The 16,276-nt window shown below is 59.7% G+C and carries 13 protein-coding genes; 2 read left to right on the top strand and 11 right to left on the bottom strand.

Annotated elements, in window-relative coordinates:
- Window positions 1-110 precede the first annotated feature (110 nt).
- A complete protein-coding gene (locus tag JFT81_RS11065; RefSeq protein ID WP_201227338.1) occupies window positions 111-2,195 on the bottom strand; it encodes a carboxy terminal-processing peptidase in 2,085 nt (694 codons plus the stop codon).
- Between the two features lie 138 nt (window positions 2,196-2,333).
- Between JFT81_RS11065 and JFT81_RS11060 the strand changes: the two genes are divergently transcribed.
- Window positions 2,334-3,296 carry a zinc-binding dehydrogenase gene (locus tag JFT81_RS11060; RefSeq protein ID WP_201227337.1) on the top strand — a complete coding sequence of 321 codons (963 nt, stop codon included), beginning with the start codon at window positions 2,334-2,336 and terminating at the stop codon, window positions 3,294-3,296.
- A 114-nt stretch (window positions 3,297-3,410) separates the two neighbouring features.
- Here the strand turns inward: JFT81_RS11060 and JFT81_RS11055 are convergent, their stop codons facing one another.
- From JFT81_RS11055 to JFT81_RS11030, 6 genes are all read right to left on the bottom strand, one after another.
- Window positions 3,411-4,064 carry an HAD family hydrolase gene (locus JFT81_RS11055; protein ID WP_201227336.1) on the bottom strand — a complete coding sequence of 218 codons (654 nt, stop codon included), beginning with the start codon at window positions 4,062-4,064 and terminating at the stop codon, window positions 3,411-3,413.
- A 111-nt stretch (window positions 4,065-4,175) separates the two neighbouring features.
- The gene (locus JFT81_RS11050; protein WP_201148465.1) at window positions 4,176-5,165 is read right to left on the bottom strand and encodes an ABC transporter ATP-binding protein; all 990 of its coding nucleotides are present in this window, start codon (window positions 5,163-5,165) and stop codon (window positions 4,176-4,178) included.
- Window positions 5,162-5,962: an ABC transporter permease gene (locus JFT81_RS11045; RefSeq protein ID WP_034156555.1), complete on the bottom strand. Its 801-nt coding sequence runs from the start codon at window positions 5,960-5,962 to the stop codon at window positions 5,162-5,164. The genes JFT81_RS11050 and JFT81_RS11045 overlap by 4 nt, the downstream gene beginning before the upstream one ends.
- Window positions 5,949-6,785 (bottom strand): ABC transporter permease subunit, encoded by an 837-nt coding sequence (locus JFT81_RS11040; protein WP_201228084.1) that lies wholly within the window; start codon window positions 6,783-6,785, stop codon window positions 5,949-5,951. Before JFT81_RS11040 ends, JFT81_RS11045 begins: the two co-directional genes overlap by 14 nt.
- Window positions 6,786-6,790: 5 nt before the next feature.
- Window positions 6,791-7,597: an alkaline phosphatase family protein gene (locus tag JFT81_RS11035; protein ID WP_201227335.1), complete on the bottom strand. Its 807-nt coding sequence runs from the start codon at window positions 7,595-7,597 to the stop codon at window positions 6,791-6,793.
- Window positions 7,598-7,735: 138 nt separating this feature from the next.
- Window positions 7,736-8,803, bottom strand: coding sequence for an ABC transporter substrate-binding protein (locus tag JFT81_RS11030; RefSeq protein WP_103307244.1), 1,068 nt, complete (start codon window positions 8,801-8,803; stop codon window positions 7,736-7,738).
- A gap of 350 nt (window positions 8,804-9,153) precedes the next feature.
- Between JFT81_RS11030 and JFT81_RS11025 the strand changes: the two genes are divergently transcribed.
- Window positions 9,154-9,867, top strand: a complete 714-nt coding sequence (locus JFT81_RS11025) for a UTRA domain-containing protein (protein WP_201227334.1) — start codon at window positions 9,154-9,156, stop codon at window positions 9,865-9,867.
- A 1,110-nt stretch (window positions 9,868-10,977) separates the two neighbouring features.
- Here JFT81_RS11025 and JFT81_RS11020 read toward each other — a convergent pair.
- The 4 genes from JFT81_RS11020 to JFT81_RS11005 all read right to left on the bottom strand — a co-directional run bounded on the left by JFT81_RS11020 (window position 10,978) and on the right by JFT81_RS11005 (window position 16,261).
- Window positions 10,978-12,312, bottom strand: a complete 1,335-nt coding sequence (locus JFT81_RS11020; protein WP_201227333.1) for an amidohydrolase — start codon at window positions 12,310-12,312, stop codon at window positions 10,978-10,980.
- A gap of 67 nt (window positions 12,313-12,379) precedes the next feature.
- Window positions 12,380-14,533 carry a mechanosensitive ion channel family protein gene (locus JFT81_RS11015; protein ID WP_201227332.1) on the bottom strand — a complete coding sequence of 718 codons (2,154 nt, stop codon included), beginning with the start codon at window positions 14,531-14,533 and terminating at the stop codon, window positions 12,380-12,382.
- A gap of 75 nt (window positions 14,534-14,608) precedes the next feature.
- The gene (locus JFT81_RS11010) at window positions 14,609-14,785 is read right to left on the bottom strand and encodes a hypothetical protein (RefSeq protein WP_201148638.1); all 177 of its coding nucleotides are present in this window, start codon (window positions 14,783-14,785) and stop codon (window positions 14,609-14,611) included.
- A gap of 186 nt (window positions 14,786-14,971) precedes the next feature.
- A complete protein-coding gene (locus tag JFT81_RS11005) occupies window positions 14,972-16,261 on the bottom strand; it encodes a M18 family aminopeptidase (RefSeq protein ID WP_201227331.1) in 1,290 nt (429 codons plus the stop codon).
- Window positions 16,262-16,276 lie beyond the last annotated feature (15 nt).

Here is a 16,276-nt window from a genome sequence, read left to right as displayed (position 1 = left end):
GACTGGGAGCGCTCTCGATGAAGAGAGTGGCTCCCAGTCCTTTATTGCACGACAGAATGATGACTGTTTGATGACGATCCGCAGATCGTCAGCATTAAATTGCCATCATCTTACTTCTTGGCCACCTGATTGCTCAGCTTCAGGTAATCCAGCAGCACGCGCCCGGTTTCGCTCAGGTAGGCATCGTCTTCCGGTTTGACCTTGTCCGGCTCGGCTGCCGCGAGAGCATCTTCGTCTTCTTTCTTCAGCTCTTTGAGCGGCTCTTCGCCCTTGGCTTTGCGACGGATGTTTTCCATCACCAGTTGCTTGGCATCGATGTCGGCATGCTGGGCGCGGCGGTCGGCTTCGTTGAGGCTGACGGTTTTTTCTTCCATCAGTTTCTGCGCCAGCGCCAGCTTGTCGCGGATGAACACGAACTCGGCATCCTTGGCGGTACGCGTGTCATGCTCGGACTTGAGCTGTGCCAGGTACGGCTTGAACGGATCTGCCGCCGGTTTGATCGCAGCCTTGATGGTGTCCCATGGCATGGCTTCCGGCAGCGCGCTCTCGCCGATTTCCTTGGTGTCGATCAGCGACGGGTAGTCGATGTCCGGCAGCACGCCCTGATGCTGGGTGCTCTGACCGGAAACCCGGTAGAACTTGGCCAGAGTCAGTTTCAGTTCGCCATGGTTCAGCGGCTGAATGGTCTGCACAGTGCCTTTGCCGAAGGTCTGGCCGCCGATGATCAGCGCGCGGTGATAGTCCTGCATGGCGCCGGCGAAAATCTCCGATGCCGAGGCGGACAGGCGGTTGACCAGCAGCGCCATCGGGCCCTTGTAGAACGCGCCCGGGTTTTCATCTTCAAGTACGTCGACGCGGCCATCGGCGTTACGCACGAGGACGGTCGGGCCTTTGTCGATGAACAGACTGGTCAGCTCGGTGGCTTCCTGCAGGGAACCGCCGCCGTTGTTGCGCAGGTCGATGACCACGCCGTCGACTTTGTCCTTTTGCAGTTCAGTCAGCAGTTTCTTGACGTCGCGGGTGGTGCTCTTGTAGTCCGGATCACCGGCACGGAACGCCTTGAAGTCGAGATAGAAGGCCGGGATCTCGATCACGCCGAGCTTGTAGTCCTTGCCGTCCTGTTTCAGGTTGAGGATGGACTTCTTTACGGCCTGGTCTTCGAGCTTCACCGCTTCACGGGTGATCGGCACGATCTTGGTAGTCTGGTCGTTCGGCGCATTGCTCGCCGGAATCACTTCCAGGCGCACCACGGTGCCCTTCGGACCGCGGATCAGCTTGACCACTTCGTCCAGACGCCAGCCAACCACGTCGACCATCTCTTTGTTGCCTTGGGCAACGCCGATGATCTTGTCGGCCGGAGCCACCTGTTTGGTCTTGTCGGCAGGGCCTGCCGGCACCAGACGCACGACTTTCACCTGGTCGTTGTCGCTCTGCAACACGGCACCGATGCCCTCGAGGGACAGGCTCATGTTGATGTCGAAGTTTTCCGCGTTATCCGGCGACAGATAGTTGGTGTGCGGATCGTAAGACATGGCGAAGGTGTTGATGTACGCCTGGAAGATGTCTTCCGGACGGGTCTGGTCCAGGCGCGCCAACTGGTTCTTGTAGCGCTTGGTCAGGGTTTCCTGGATCTGCTTCGGCTCTTTGCCGGCGATCTTCATCCGCAGCACTTCGTCCTTGACGCGTTTGCGCCACAGGTCGTCGAGTTCAGCGGTGGATTTGAGCCAAGGAGCGTCCTTGCGATCGATCAGCAAGGTTTCCTTGGTGGTGAAGTCCATCTTGTCGACGCCTTTGTTCAGCTCGGCGATGGCGAAGTCCAGACGCGCCTTGACGCGATCCAGATAGCGCTTGTAGATGGTGAAGCCGGCGTTGAGGTCGCCGCTTTTGAGGAAGTCGTCGAACTGGGTCTTCCACTTGTCGAATTCGGCGATGTCGCTGGCCATGAAGTAGCTACGCGACGGATCCAGCAGCTTGATGTAGCTGTCGTAGATGATCACCGAGCGCGCATCGTCGAGCGGCGGCTTGCTGTAGTGGTGACGCTTGAGCAACTCGACGACGTTCAGACTGGCGATGACTTCATCGCGATCAGGCTGCAACTTGTCCCAGCTGTTGGCTGCGAATGTACTGCCCGACACCGGCAACAAGCCGATACCGATGAAAAGAGCGAGGGCGGTGCTGGGGAGCAAATGCTTCATGCTGATTCGACGCGGGGACAATTGATAACGCATATTAGGCCGTCTTTGAAGTCGCCGGTTCTACGAGAGCCGGTCGCATAATGCAAAAAGCCCGGCGCTACAGCTTCGGGCTCAGTCCAGACTCACTATGGAGGCACTGTGAAGGCATTGCAAGGCGTTGAAGGTCAAGTGGCATGGGTTGAGGAGCCGAGTCCTACGTGTGATGTAGGACAAGTACGCATTCGAGTGGCGGCTGCTGGCCTCAATCGCGCCGATTTATTACAGAAAGCGGGGCTGTATCCACCACCGCCAGGCGCCAGCCAAGTGCTCGGTCTCGAGTGCTCTGGTGTGATCAGCGAAGTGGGTGCGGGCAGTTCGTGGCAGGTTGGCGATCGGGTTTGCGCCTTGCTGGCCGGGGGTGGGATGGCCGAAGAGGTGGTGGTCGACGGACGGCACGTGCTGCCGGTGCCCGAAGGCGTTTCGCTGATCGAGGCCGCGGCATTGCCCGAGGTTTATGCAACAGTCTGGTTGAATGTGTTTCAACTTGCGGCGCTCAAACCGGGTGAGAAAGTTCTCTTGCACGCCGGGGCAAGTGGAATCGGTTCAGCGGCCATTCAGTTGTGCAAGGCGTTTGGCAATCCTTGTTGGGTCAGCGTCGGTTCGGCAGAGCGTTTGGCCTACTGTGAGGCGCTGGGGGCCCAGGGCGGGGTAGTGCGCACGGATGATCTGGACAGCTTGCGCGATTTCGGGCCGTTCGATGTGATCCTCGATCCGGTCGGCGGCAATTATTCGGCGCTCAATCTCAAGCTCATGGCGCTGGACGGACGTTGGGTGTTGATCGGATTGATGGGCGGCCGCGAGGCGAAACTCGATTTGGCGCAGGTGTTGGCCAAGCGTGTGCAACTGCTGGGCTCGACGCTGCGCAGCCGCGGTGATCAGTTCAAGGCAGATCTGTTGAGTGACCTGAGCCAGCATGTGTGGCCGCTGTTTGCCGAAGGACGCCTGAAGCCGCAGTTGGCCAAGGCTTTTGCGGTGAAGGATGCCGAGGCGGCGTTTGCCGAGTTGGCGAGCAATACGGTGGCGGGGAAACTGGTGTTGGTGATTGACGAAAGCCTCACCTGACACGACAGAACCCCGTAGGAGCAAGGCTTGCCCGCGAAAGCGTCGTGTCATTCAACGGTGATGTTGACTGACACGACGCTTTTCGCGGGCAAGCCTTGCTCCTACGGGATCGGGTTATTTCCAGAGGTGGATCGGCCAGTTAGCCTTTTGAGCGTGCTCAAGCAGCACTGGATCCGGGTTGACCACATGCGGGAAATCCACTTTCAGCAGCAGAGGCAAATCATTGCGTGAGTCGGAGTAGAAACTCGCGCCCTCCAGATTTTCTTCCTCGGCATCCAGCCACTCCAGCAACCGAGTGATCTTGCCTTCGCGGTAGGTCAGGGTGCCGACCGTATGGCCGCTGTACACGCCATGCGCGACTTCCAGCTCGATGCCGAGAATTTCATCGATACCCAGTCGGTCAGCAATCGGCCTGACCAGGTGCGTACCCGACGCCGAGATTACCAGAATCCGGTCGCCCGCCTTGCGGTGGGCGGCGATGGTTTTGGTGGCGTCACTGAAGATGATCGGTTCGATGAAATCTTCAACCCACGGGCCGACCAGGTGCTCGACCTCTTCCGGCGTGCGCCCGATCAGCGGTTCGAGACTGAATTCCATATAGTCTTCCATGCGCAATTTGCCATGGCTGTAAGCGTCCATCAGTTCGTTGTTTTTGCGCATGAACGACTCGGGATCGACCCAGCCCAAGCGCCCCATCTGCTCGCTCCAGAGGGTGGCGCAGTCGCCGTGGATCAACGTTTCGTCCAGATCAAAAATTGCCAAAGCCATCGGTTCTCTCCGAGAACAGCTGCGAGCTACAAGCTTCGAGCTGCAAGAATTGAAATCAAGTACGCCGCAGTCTACAACTTGAAGCTTGTAGCTCGAAGCTTGCAGCTGCTTTTAAGCTACTTCGCACAGGGCCGTTGGATCGATGGAAAGCGCCAGGCGTTGACCATCGGGATGCAGATCGGCAGCCGAACGATTAAGCACGTCCACGACCAATTCCACGCCCCGCGCTTCGATTCGGTAGCGGATCACGTTGCCGAGCAGGCTGTGGCTGCGAATCTGCGCGTCGAGTTCGCCGTTGAGGCTCAGTTCGATGGCTTCCGGGCGAATGGCGATGCGGTGATTGATCGGGCGCTGCAACAGCTTCGAGGCATCCTCTGCGTCGAGCAGGTTGTAGTTCCCGATAAAGCCTGCCGCGAACACATCGACTGGCGCCGTATACAGCGTTTCAGCATCGCCGCTTTGTACGATTTTTCCCTGATTCATCAGGAAAATCCGGTCAGACATGGTCAGCGCTTCTTCCTGATCGTGTGTGACGAAGATTGTCGTGAGGCCGAGTTCGCGTTGGATCTGCCGGATCTGTTCACGCAGGTGTTTACGAATGCGTGCATCGAGTGCCGACAGCGGTTCATCCAGCAGCAGCAAGCGTGGACGCGTGACCAGCGAGCGGGCGAGGGCGACACGCTGGCACTGGCCGCCGGAAAGTTGATGCGGATAGCGGCTGGCGAAGTCGTTCAGTTCAACCAGTTTCAACACTTCGGCGACACGTTTATGGCTGTCGTCGGCATTGACTTTTTGCATGCGCAAACCGAATGCAACGTTCTGCTCGACGGTCATGTTGGGGAACAGCGCGTAGCTCTGGAACACCATGCCGATCCCGCGCTTTTGTGGGCTCAGCGGCACGATGTCGACGCCATCGAGCAGAATCTTGCCGCCATCCACCGACGTCAGGCCGGCGATGCAACGCAGCAGTGTGGACTTGCCGCAACCGGACGGGCCGAGCAGTGTGACGAACTCGCCCTTGTTGATTTCGCAATCGATGTCGCTGAACACGGTGGTGCCGGCGTAGCTTTTCTGCAGGTGTTGGACGCTGACGTAGCTCATTCGCTTTTGTCCTTGTTCAAGATGTTGGCGATCCAGGTCAGGACCAGCACGAAAAAGAAATACGAGATGACCAGTGCACTGGTGAAGTGGCCGCTGCTGTTGCGCATGTTGTTCAGGTAAACCTGCAGGGTTTCGTAGCGGGTGCCGACGAGGATGTTGGCAAACACGAACTCACCGAACAGGAACGAGAATGACAGCAGCAGCGCGACCATCAGGCCTTTGCGCAGGTTTGGCAGCACCACCAGGAACGCTGCCTGAAAAGTGCTGGCGCCGAGCAGTTGTGCGGCGTCCATCAGGTCGCGCAGGTTGATCGCTTGCAGGTTGTTGGTGATCGCCCGGTACATGAACGGCAGCGCCACGGTGAAGTAGCAACCGATCAGGATCCACGGCGTGCCGACCATCGCCATCGGCCCGGAACCGTAGAGCTGCAACAGCCCCACCGACGACACCACCGGCGGTACCGCGAAGGGCAGCAGGATCAGGATGTTCATCAGCGCATCGAGTTTCGGGAAGTGGTAATGCACCACGAACAGCAGCGGCAGAATCAGCACCACCGACAGCACCAGCGCGCCGACGCACACCAGCAACGACTGGCCGAACGCATGGAGGAAGCGCGGATCGCTCCACAGCTGGATGTACCACTTGAAGGTGAAACCGCTGGGCAGAATGGTCGCCGACCAACTGCTGGCGATCGAGTAGACCAGCGTGCCCGCCAATGGCAGCAACAGAATGGCGAACAACAGGTAAACCACGACGCGGTGGTAGAGGCCGGCGGGGCCGGATTCAGCGCGAGACATGGTAGCTCCTCTTCAACAGCAGTTGATGCACGACGGTGACGATGGTCATCAGTGCCACCAGCACCACGGCGAGGGCACTGGCCAGATTCGGATCGAGGGAAATATCCCCGGAAACCATCGCCGCAATGCGGATCGGCAACACGTTGAAATTGCCGGTAGTCAATGCATATACCGTGGCATAGGCGCCAAGGGCGTTGGCCAGCAGGATCACGAAAGTGCCAAGCAATGCCGGGGTCAGCACCGGCAAACCGATGTGCCGCCAGAACTGCCAGCCGCTGGCGCCGAGCAGTGCGGCGGACTCGCGCCAGTCTTCACGCAAGGCGTCGAAGGCCGGGTAGAGCAGCAGCACGCCAAGCGGGATCTGGAAGTAGGTGTAGAGGATGATCAGCCCGGTTTTCGAGTACAGATTGAAGTCCTGAATGATCCCGGCCTGTTTGAGCATGATGGTGAAGCTGCCGTTGAAACCGAGCAGGATGATGAACGCAAACGCCAAGGGAACACCGGCGAAGTTGCTGGTCATGTTGGCGAAGGCATTCACGAAGTTGCGCAGTTTCGAATCGACCCGGCGCAATGAGTAGGCGCCGAGCACGGCGATGATGATGCCGAACACACTCGACCAGAAACTGATCTCCAGGCTGTACTGGATTGCCTGCAAATAGAATTTCGAGCTGAAGATTTTCGTGAAGTTTTCGATGCCCCAACCGAACTCTTCCGATTGCAGGCTGTTGATCATCACCCAGACCAGCGGGGCGATTTCGAAGACGATAAAGAACAGCGCGAAGGGCACCAGCCACAGCGCCGCCAGCCATTTGCCGCGGGTCATGGATTTCACTTGAGCAGCTCCCGGCACACAGGTTTGTCGTGGGGCACACCGAGCAGTTCGCAGACTGTGCCGCAGATCTCGGTCTGTTTTGGTATGGCGCCAGCGTCGAGGCTGAAGGCGTCACCGAGGACGAACAGCGGTACCTGACGTTCTTCCGGCAGCAGGCCGTTGTGCGAGCGGTCGTTGTTCATGCCGTGGTCGGCGGTTACCAACACTTGATAACCGGCATCGAGCCAGGTCTGCAAATAGTCAGCAAGGATGATGTCTGCCGAGCGCGCGCTGTTGCGGTACTGCGAGCTGTCGAGGCCGTGCTTGTGCCCGGCGTCGTCGATGTTCATCGGGTGGATCAGCAGGAAGTTCGGCGCGTGGCGCAGGCGCAGGTTTTCCGCGTCGGCGAACAGGTGCGAATCCGGGTAGTGATCGTTCCAGTAGAAGTGCCCGTGCTGGATTGGCAGATCCGGGTCGTCGGTATGACGGTCGCGGGCGGCCACGAAAGGCGAGCGGTTATACAACTCGCTGACCCAGTGATAGGCCGCAGCGGCTGTTTTCAGGCCGGCGTCGCGAGCGTAGTGATAGATGCTGCGCTGATTGGACAGGCGCGAGACGTTGTTGTGGACGATGCCGCTGTCGATCGGCGGCACGCCGGTGAGGATGCATTCATAAAGCGGTCGGGACAGGGCCGGCAACTCGCACTCCAACTGGTAGAGCGCGGCGCGTCCTGCGCCAACATAAGCCTGCAGATGCCCCATGGCGTGGCGCGCGACCTCGTAATTGAGGCCGTCGAGCACGACAAGGATGACGTTGTGCTTCATAGGGGCAAAAACTCCGCGAAACAATAAAAGTCGTTAAAAACTGTAGGAGCAGAGCTTGCTCGCAAAGGGCGCGGCGCGGTTTTCGATAAACCGTGGTGCTGCGGTTCGCGAGCAAGCTTTGCTCCTACAGATGAAGGATTACTTCATCTCTACGATGACTTCTTCGTTCCATTTCTGCGGCAGGGCCTTGGAGGTTTTTTCCCATGCGTCGGCGTCTTTGATCGGGGTAACCTTTTTGTACTGCTCGTTCGGCAGCAGTTTGGCCTTCACGTCTTCCGGCAGTTGCAGGTGCTCGGCGCGGATCGGCCGGGCGTTGCCGCGGGCGAGGTTGGTCTGGCCGGCGTCGCTGAAGATGTATTCGCGGGTCAGCTTGGCGGCGTTAGGATTTTTTGCGTACTTGTTGATGATCGTTGTGTAGCCGGAAATCACCGAGCCGTCGGACGGGATCAGCACCACGTAGTCATCCGGGTTGGCCATCTTGGCTTTGTAGCTCAGGCCGTTGAAGTCCCAGACCACGCCGACTTCGATCTCGCCTTTTTCCATGGTGGCGATGGTCGGGTTGGCCATCGACAGTCGACCTTGCTTGGCGATGTCGGCGAACAGCAGCAGCGCAGGCTGGATGTTTTTCTCGTCGCCACCGTTGGCCAGGGCAGCAGCGAGAACGCCGTTGGCCGCTTGTGCGGCGGTGCTCACGTCACCGATGGAAACCTTGTATTTGCCGCCCTTGAGGTCAGCCCATTTGGTCGGTACTTCGGAACCGTGCAACAGCTTCTTGTTGACGATGAAAGCGATGGTGCCGGTGTAGGCCAGGGCCCAGTTGCCGTCCTTATCCTTGGCCCAGTCCGGGACTTGATCCCAGGTGCTTGGCTTGTACGGTTGCACCACGCCTTGCTTGACCGCAATCGGGCCGAAAGCGGCACCGACATCGCCGATATCAGCGCTGGCGTTGTCTTTTTCCGCGGCAAACTTGGCGATTTCCTGAGCCGAGCTCATGTCGGTGTCGATATGTTTTAGGCCGTAGGTCTTGGCCAGGTCTTCCCAGGTGCCTTTCCAGTTGGCCCAGTCATCGGGCATGCCGACGCTGTTGACAGCGCCTTCCGCTTTCGCAGCGGCTTCGAGGGTTTTCAGATCGGTGCCCGCCGCCATGGCGGAGGTGCACATAGCAATGGTCGAGCCTAACAGTGTTGCCAGGAAAAGCTGTTTCATTCCGAAGCTCCTTGGTCGTGTTCAACGCTGCGATTGCGGTTTGTGTTGGTCTAGGTCAGCAATACCTGAGCCAATTTAAGGGGGCTGGATGACACTTTGATGTCGGTGGCCCTGCGGCAAGCCTTTTGTTTGCCCGATATCAGCGGCTGCCAGATAAGCGTAGACCATGCTCAGGCCCCGGCTGACAAGGGACTTGGCCGATGTATTGCAAGTCATGAGAGCGACCGTTGGGTAGTTTTGTCATCTCTCGGTCATCTGTACTGCCTAGGCTTGCAACACACGGAAACGCTTCGTTGTCCGTGTAGTTTTGCCCTGAAACAGTGCTGGTCTAGTCCAGATAGGTAACGTTGATGCGCGATGAGGCAACAAAAGCGGTGACAGCCATTGGCCAGGTGTTGCAGGAACAGCTCGATCACGGGTTGTTGGCTGCAGGCAGCAAGTTGCCGGCCGAGCGCAAGCTCAGTGAGTTGTTTGGTACGACGCGGATTACCGTGCGCGAGGCGTTGTTACAGTTGGAGGCGCAGGGGCAGATTTATCGCGAGGAGCGGCGGGGCTGGTTTGTGTCGCCGCCGCGTCTGGCTTACAACCTGATGCAGCGCAGTCACTTTCACGCGATGGTCAGTGCGCAGGGGCGGGAGCCTTCGACCGAGGTGATTTCGGCGCGGTTGCAGCCGGCTTCGGCGGCGGTGTGTGCCTGGTTGCAGCTGCCGGCGTTGTCGAGCGTGATTCAGATTTGCCGGTCGCGGCGCATTGATGGGCGGTTGGTGTTGTATGTGGAGCACTATTTGAATCCGCAATTTTTTCCCGGGATTCTTGAGTTTGATTTGAATCAGTCGATTACTGAGTTGTATGCGCGGCATTACGATTTGCACTATGGGCGGGTGCGCTTCGAGATTGTTCCTACGTCGTTGTCGGTGGATGCGGCGGCGGCTTTGCGGGTGTCTGTGGGGAGCCCGGGATTAAGGATTGCTCGGGTTAATTATGATCAGCATGAGCGGTTGATTGATTGTGATCTGGAGTTTTGGCGGCATGATGCGATTCACGTCGGGGTTGATGTGGTTTGAGGCTTTTGCCTTGGCGGCCTGTGGGCCGACCAGGCTTTTGGGGGCTGTGTGAATATCCGTTTCTTTGGTTGCTGCGGCGGGCGGTTTCGCTCTTACAGCGAGTCACTTTTGCAGACGCCCAAAAGTAACCAAAACGCTGGGCCCCGGCGTTCGGCCCGCTCGCTGGGGCTCGGGGTTCCTTCGTTACGGGATCTATCCGGGGGCATCGCCTACGGTTTGCTTCGCTGCACCTCCTCTCGATGTGTTCGACTTCGTCGAACGTTCGCTGCGCTCCCACCCCCGGATAAATCCCTCCACTCAGCCTGCCGAAGGGGCCAGCACGGCAAGGTCAAAAGCGGTACTCGAGCTTGCGCTCATTGTGTTGAGTGGTGAGGAGCAGAGGCGTTGCGCGCTCTGCTTTTGCTCTTCGTAGGAGCAGAGCTTGCTCGCGAGGCGGCCTGACAGCCGACCAATTTCTGGCAGGCTGTACATGGTCCAAATGTGGGAGCGAGCCTGCTCGCGAAGGCAACCTGACAGCCGACCAATCTCTGGCAGGCTGCACGTGGTCCAAATGTAGGAGTGAGCCTGCTCGCGAAGGCGGCCTGACAGCCGACCAATCTCTGGCAGGCTGTACATGGTCCAAATGTGGGAGCGAGCCTGCTCGCGAAGGCGGCCTGACAGCCGACCAATCTCTGGCAGGCTGCACATGGTCCAAATGTAGGAGTGAGCCTGCTCGCGAAGGCGCCCGGACAGCCGACCAATTTCTGGCAGGCTGCACATGGTCCAAATGTGGGAGCGAGCCTGCTCGCGAAGGCGCCCGGACAGCCGACCAATTTCTGGCAGGCTGCACATGGTCCAAATGTGGGAGCGAGCCTGCTCGCGAAGGCAACCTGACAGCCGACCAATTTCTGGCAGGCTGCACATGGTCCAAATGTGGGAGCGAGCCTGCTCGCGAAGGCGCCCTGACAGCCGACCAATCTCTGGCAGGCTGTACATGGTCCAGATGTAGGAGCGAGCCTGCTCGCGAAGGTGGCCTGACAGCCGACCAATCTCTGGCAGGCTACACATGGTCCAAATGTGGGAGCGAGCCTGCTCGCGAAAGCGCCCCCACAATCGCCCTCATCCCTGTCCTTATTTGCCTACCCGCGCATTGGCATACAAATAATCGGTCGCCAACGACGCCAGTGTCCTCACGCCCACCACCAGTGCCGATTCATCCACGAAGAAACCTGGGTTGTGATTCGGCGCCGCTTTGCTCATGTCCTGATCCCGTGGCGTCACCCCGAGAAATACAAACAATCCCGGCACTTCCTTGGCATAGAACGAAAAGTCTTCTGCGCCGCCCACCAGCGGGGCATTCACCACGTCGTCCTTGGCCGCCCACTTCAAAGTCGGTAGCATTTTTTCGGTGAGTGCCAGGTTGTTAATCGTCGGGTCGTATTTTTCGATGATGGTGACGTCCGCTTTCGCACCACCGCTTTCTGCGATTTTTTCGATGGTCTGGCGTACGTCGGCGTGCAGTTTCTGGCGGATGCCGTAGTCGTAGGAGCGGATCGTTCCGCTCATGTCGACCGATTCGGGAATGATGTTGTAACGCGTCCCGCCATTGATCGTGCCGATGCTGACCACCGATGGATACGACGAGATGTCGGTGCGGCGGCTGACTACGGTTTGCAGGCCGACGATGGTTTGGGCGCCGACGGTGATCGGGTCGATGCCGTCCCAGGGGCGGCCGGCGTGGGTTTGTTTGCCGAGGATTTTGATGCGCAGGTCGTCGGAGCTGGCCAGGGTCGGGCCGGGGCGGTAGGCGATTTGGCCGGCGGGGATGCCGGCCCAGACGTGCAGGCCGAAGACGGCGTCGGGTCTGGGTGATTTCATCACGCCTTCCTCGACCATCATTTTCGCGCCCCAGGTGTTTTTGCCGTCGGGGATGAAGTCGCTCGGGCCCTCTTCGGCAGGCTGGAAGTAGAACACCACGGTGCCGGGCAGGGTGTCGCGCATGCCGGTGAGAATTTTTGCCGTGCTCAGCAGGATGGCGGTGTGGGCGTCGTGGCCGCAGGCGTGCATGACGTCGACTTCTTTGTCGAGGTAGGTGCCTTTGGCTTTCGAGGCGAAGGGCAGGTTGGAGACTTCTTTGACCGGCAGCGCGTCCATGTCGGCGCGCAGGGCTACGGTCGGGCCGGGCAGGGCGCCTTTGAGGATGGCAACGACGCCGGTGCGGGCGACGCCGGTTTTGACTTCCAGGCCCATGGCTTTCAGTTGTTTGGCGACTAACTCGGACGTGCGCTTTTCGTTGTTGCCGAGCTCGGGGTGGGCATGGATGTCGCGGCGGGTTTCCAGCAGTTCGGGTTCGAGCTTTTGCGCTTGTTCGGCGATTTGCGTACGGGTGCTGTCCATTGTCGCCGCGCCGGCGTGGCCGGCGAAAAGGGTGAGTAGTACGGCTTGGGCAATGCGCGTCAGTAGCATCGGGCTCTCCTTGATTATTGTTGTTAGGGCTTCTCTGCCTGTGACTGCAACCGCGCGCGCGTGCGTGCTATTCCTTCGGCTGGCCGCCACCGGCAGTGATCACTTGTACGCTCATGCGCGGTGTTGCCAGATCCAGTCCAGCCTCATCCAGATGGCGCTTGAGCGACAGGTTGAACGCTCGGGAAACTTCCCATTGTTTGATCGGCGCGGTCTTGAACCGAGCCCGCAGAATCGCGCTGCCGGACTCGAAACTTTCCACGCCCTGAATCTCCAGTGGCGACCAGATATTGCGCCGCTGCAGCGGATCGGTGCGCATCTTCTGGCCGACATCGCGCATCAGTTTGATCGCGTCGTCGATTTCCATGTTGTACGGCACCGCGACGCGGAAGATCGCGTAGCCGAATTCCCGCGAGTAGTTCTTGATGCTTTTGATTTCGCTGAACGGGATGGTGTGGACAATGCCGTCGATGTCGCGCAGACGCACGGTGCGGATGGTCAGGCCTTCGACGGTGCCGAGGTGGCCGCCGACGTCGACGTAATCGTCGATGGCCAGCGAGTCTTCAATGATGATGAACAGACCGGTGATCAGGTCGGCGACCAGCGACTGAGCGCCGAATCCGATGGCCAGACCGATCACACCGGCACCGGCCAGCAGTGGCGTGACGTTCATGCCCATGTTCGCCAGCGCAACGATCAGCGCGATGATGAAGATCGCCACGAAAAGTACGTTGCGGATCAGCGGCATCATCGTTTGCGCGCGTGCATTGGCCAGGCCTTTGCGCGAGCGGGTGAGGGCGTGGTGCACGGCGGTGTCGGCGAGGATCCAGATCAGCCAGGAGAAAATCAGCGTGCCGATCAGACTGAACAGTTTGACGCTGATGTCATGGCCCTCGCCCTCGGCGAAACCGATCAGCGACTGGCCCCACACGCGCAGGCCAAGTTCGATGAAGGCCAGCCACACCAGCAAGTGCGCGAGTGTGTAAAAGAAGCTTTTCAGCCGCTCGGAATACAGCGCGTGGCGCTTCGGCCCGCGTTGCGGTTTCAGTGAGTGGCGACGCACCAGACCGTTGATGACCATGCATAACACCAGCAGCACGGTGCAGATCAGTGACTGGCGTAGCGCGGTGCTGGTGTCGCCGGCGGAGACAAAGGTGGCGAACAGCGAGATGCCGACCAGCACCAGCGCCGGCACGTACCAGAAGGTGCCGAGGATATCGATGGTGTCGCTGAGGGCGCGGCGGGTCAGCCGTCGTGACAGCGGCTGATTGCGGATCAGGTGCGCCACCGGCCGACGGAAGCGCAGGATGAACAACCCGGTGGAGAACGCCGCGAGAACATTGGCCACGGTCGCGGCGGTGTGCGCCAGATGCACACCGAGGCTCTCGACCAGGCGTGGATCGCTCAACGCCTCACCGAACGCGGCGAAGCTGCCGATCAGCCACAGCGGCCGAAAGGCCTGATGACGCAGGATGTACAGCGCGCGATGGCGGTGCGGGCCATCGAGCAGAGAAAACGCGATCACGCAGATCGCCGAGAAACAGGTACCGACAACCAGTGCGTAAGCCAGCACCATCGCCAGGCTTTTGCCCAATGACGAGGGCAGCGCGTAGCTCATGTAGACCGTGATGACCAATGCGATCAGCCACGGCCCGAGCTTGCGCAGAGCGAAGCGCAGCATGTCGAGGGCTTTGGGGTGCTGCGGCAGTTCTTCGGTCAGGCCGAAACGCATGCGTACTCGATGACCGAGCCAGATCAGCGCGGCGGCGAGCAGGCTCCAGACCATCAGGATCATCGCGAAAGCGAAGATGATCGGCAGCCACTCGCTGGCCGGCAGCATCAACGCAGACAATTCATCCCGGGCGAGGCTGAACTCGGTGGACCAACGCTTGATTGGACTGTCGTCGCCGGTAAATTGCTTCTCGAACGTGGCGAGGGTGCCGCCGATCAGCCCGAGCACGCCTTCTTCCTGGGTCGCCTGGGCTTTTTTCGTGGCGTCGCGCAGTTTTTTCAGGTCGGTCAGCAACTGTGCGCGTTGCTTGTCGTTTTCCAACGACTTGATGACTTCGTCGAGGGACTGGCCGAGCGGTTCCTGGGCCTCGGGCTGCGTCTTGGTGGTGTTGAGCAGGCCCGGCAGGCCGACCGCTTGGGCGGGGGCCAGCGGCAGCAGCGTCATCAGGCAGACGAGAAACAGATTGGGCAAAGCAAAAAGACGAGCGAACACTAGGCGGTCAACCTCGCAAGGGGCGGATTCGCTGGAGTGTACGAGGCCCACCCAATCAATGCGAGCCGTCGCGGATTATTCGTTGAGTTTGGCGAGGATCTTGTAGACCACGGTGGCGAGAATCATCAGCATGCCGATCCACATGGCGAACACGCCGGCGTTCTTGTCGCGGAAGTTGAAGCCGATGGCCAGCAGGATCATCCCGGTCAGGATGGGAATGAGCATGGCGTGAAACGAAGACATCGAGATCATGGAGACTGCCTTGTCGAAATGAATGATGGAAGTCTAGGTCGGATTCGGCTGACCAAGGCTGATGTGTATCAGAAATGAGTCCGTTCGAAAGTGAAATTTGCGCTGAGAGCACCGGCGCCATCGCGGGCAAGCCTTGCTCCTACAGATGTCTGGCTTTTGTAGGAGCAAGGCTTGCCCGCGAAGGGTTTACGGCAATTCGTGGCAGGCGTAGAACGCGCTCAGCACTTTGACCAGGTGCGCGAGGTCGTGGCTGCCGCACAGTTCGCGGATCGAATGCATGGCGAAAGTCGGCAGGCCGATATCGACGGTGCGCACGCCCAGATGGCTGGCGGTGATCGGGCCGATGGTCGAGCCGCAGCCCATGTCGCTGCGCACCACGAAGCTTTGCACCGGCACTTCTTCAGCCATGCACAGATGGCGGAAGAACCCGGCGGTTTCGCTGTTGGTGGCGTAACGCTGGTTGCTGTTGACCTTGATCACCGGGCCGGCGTTGAGTTTCGGGCCGTGGTTGGCGTCGTGCTTCTCGGCGTAGTTGGGGTGTACGCCGTGGGCGTTGTCGGCCGAGACCAGCAGAGATTTCTGAATGGTGCGGACGAACTCGTCACCTTCCGGCAACAGGCGACGCAGGGTCTGTTCGAGCATCGGGCCGTCGGCGCCACAGGCCGAGCAGGAACCGACCTCTTCGTGGTCGTTGCACACCAGCACGCACGTTTCGTCGGTCTCGGCAGTGAGCAAGGCTTGCAGACCGGCGTAACACGACAGCAGGTTGTCGAGGCGTGCGCCGGCAATGAAATCGCCGTTCAGGCCAATCACTGCAGCACTTTGCGTGTCATAGAAACTCAGCTCGTAATCGAGCACGACGTCGGCGTTCAAACCATGTTCGCGCGCCAGTTGATCGGTGAGCACCGCGCGGAAATCGACGCGCTCGTCACCGGCGAACTGCGCGAGGATCGGCGGCAACTCGGTCTGCGCGTTGATCGCCCAGCCCTGATTGGCTTCACGGTTGAGGTGAATGGCCAGGTTGGGAATGATCGCGATCGGCGCCTTGAAGTCGATCAGTTGGCTCTCGACCTTGCCGTCGCGGCGGAAGGTCACGCGGCCGGCCAGCGACAGATCACGATCGAACCACGGCGCCAGCAGCGCACCGCCGTAGACCTCGACGCCCAGTTGCCAGAAACCCTGACGTTGCAGTTCCGGTTGCGGCTTGACCCGCAGGCACGGGCTGTCGGTGTGCGCGCCGACCAGGCGGATGCCGCCGTGCAACGGCGAGTGGCGGCCCATTTTGATCGCGACGATCGAGGAGTCGTTACGGGTGACGTAATAGCGGCCGTTGGCCTCGGTGGTCCACGGCTCGCGTTCGTCGAGGCGCACAAAACCGGCGGCCTCCAGACGTTGAACAAGGCTGGCAGTGGCGTGGAACGGGGTAGGGGAGGCCTTGAGGAAGTCGATCAGGCCTTGGTTCAACTCTTCGCGCATAAGAAGCTCCAGACA

Source organism: Pseudomonas sp. TH43 (genome assembly GCF_016650635.1).
In the GTDB taxonomy this organism is placed as follows: Bacteria; Pseudomonadota; Gammaproteobacteria; order Pseudomonadales; family Pseudomonadaceae; genus Aquipseudomonas.
This window is presented reverse-complemented; position numbering and strand designations above follow the sequence as displayed.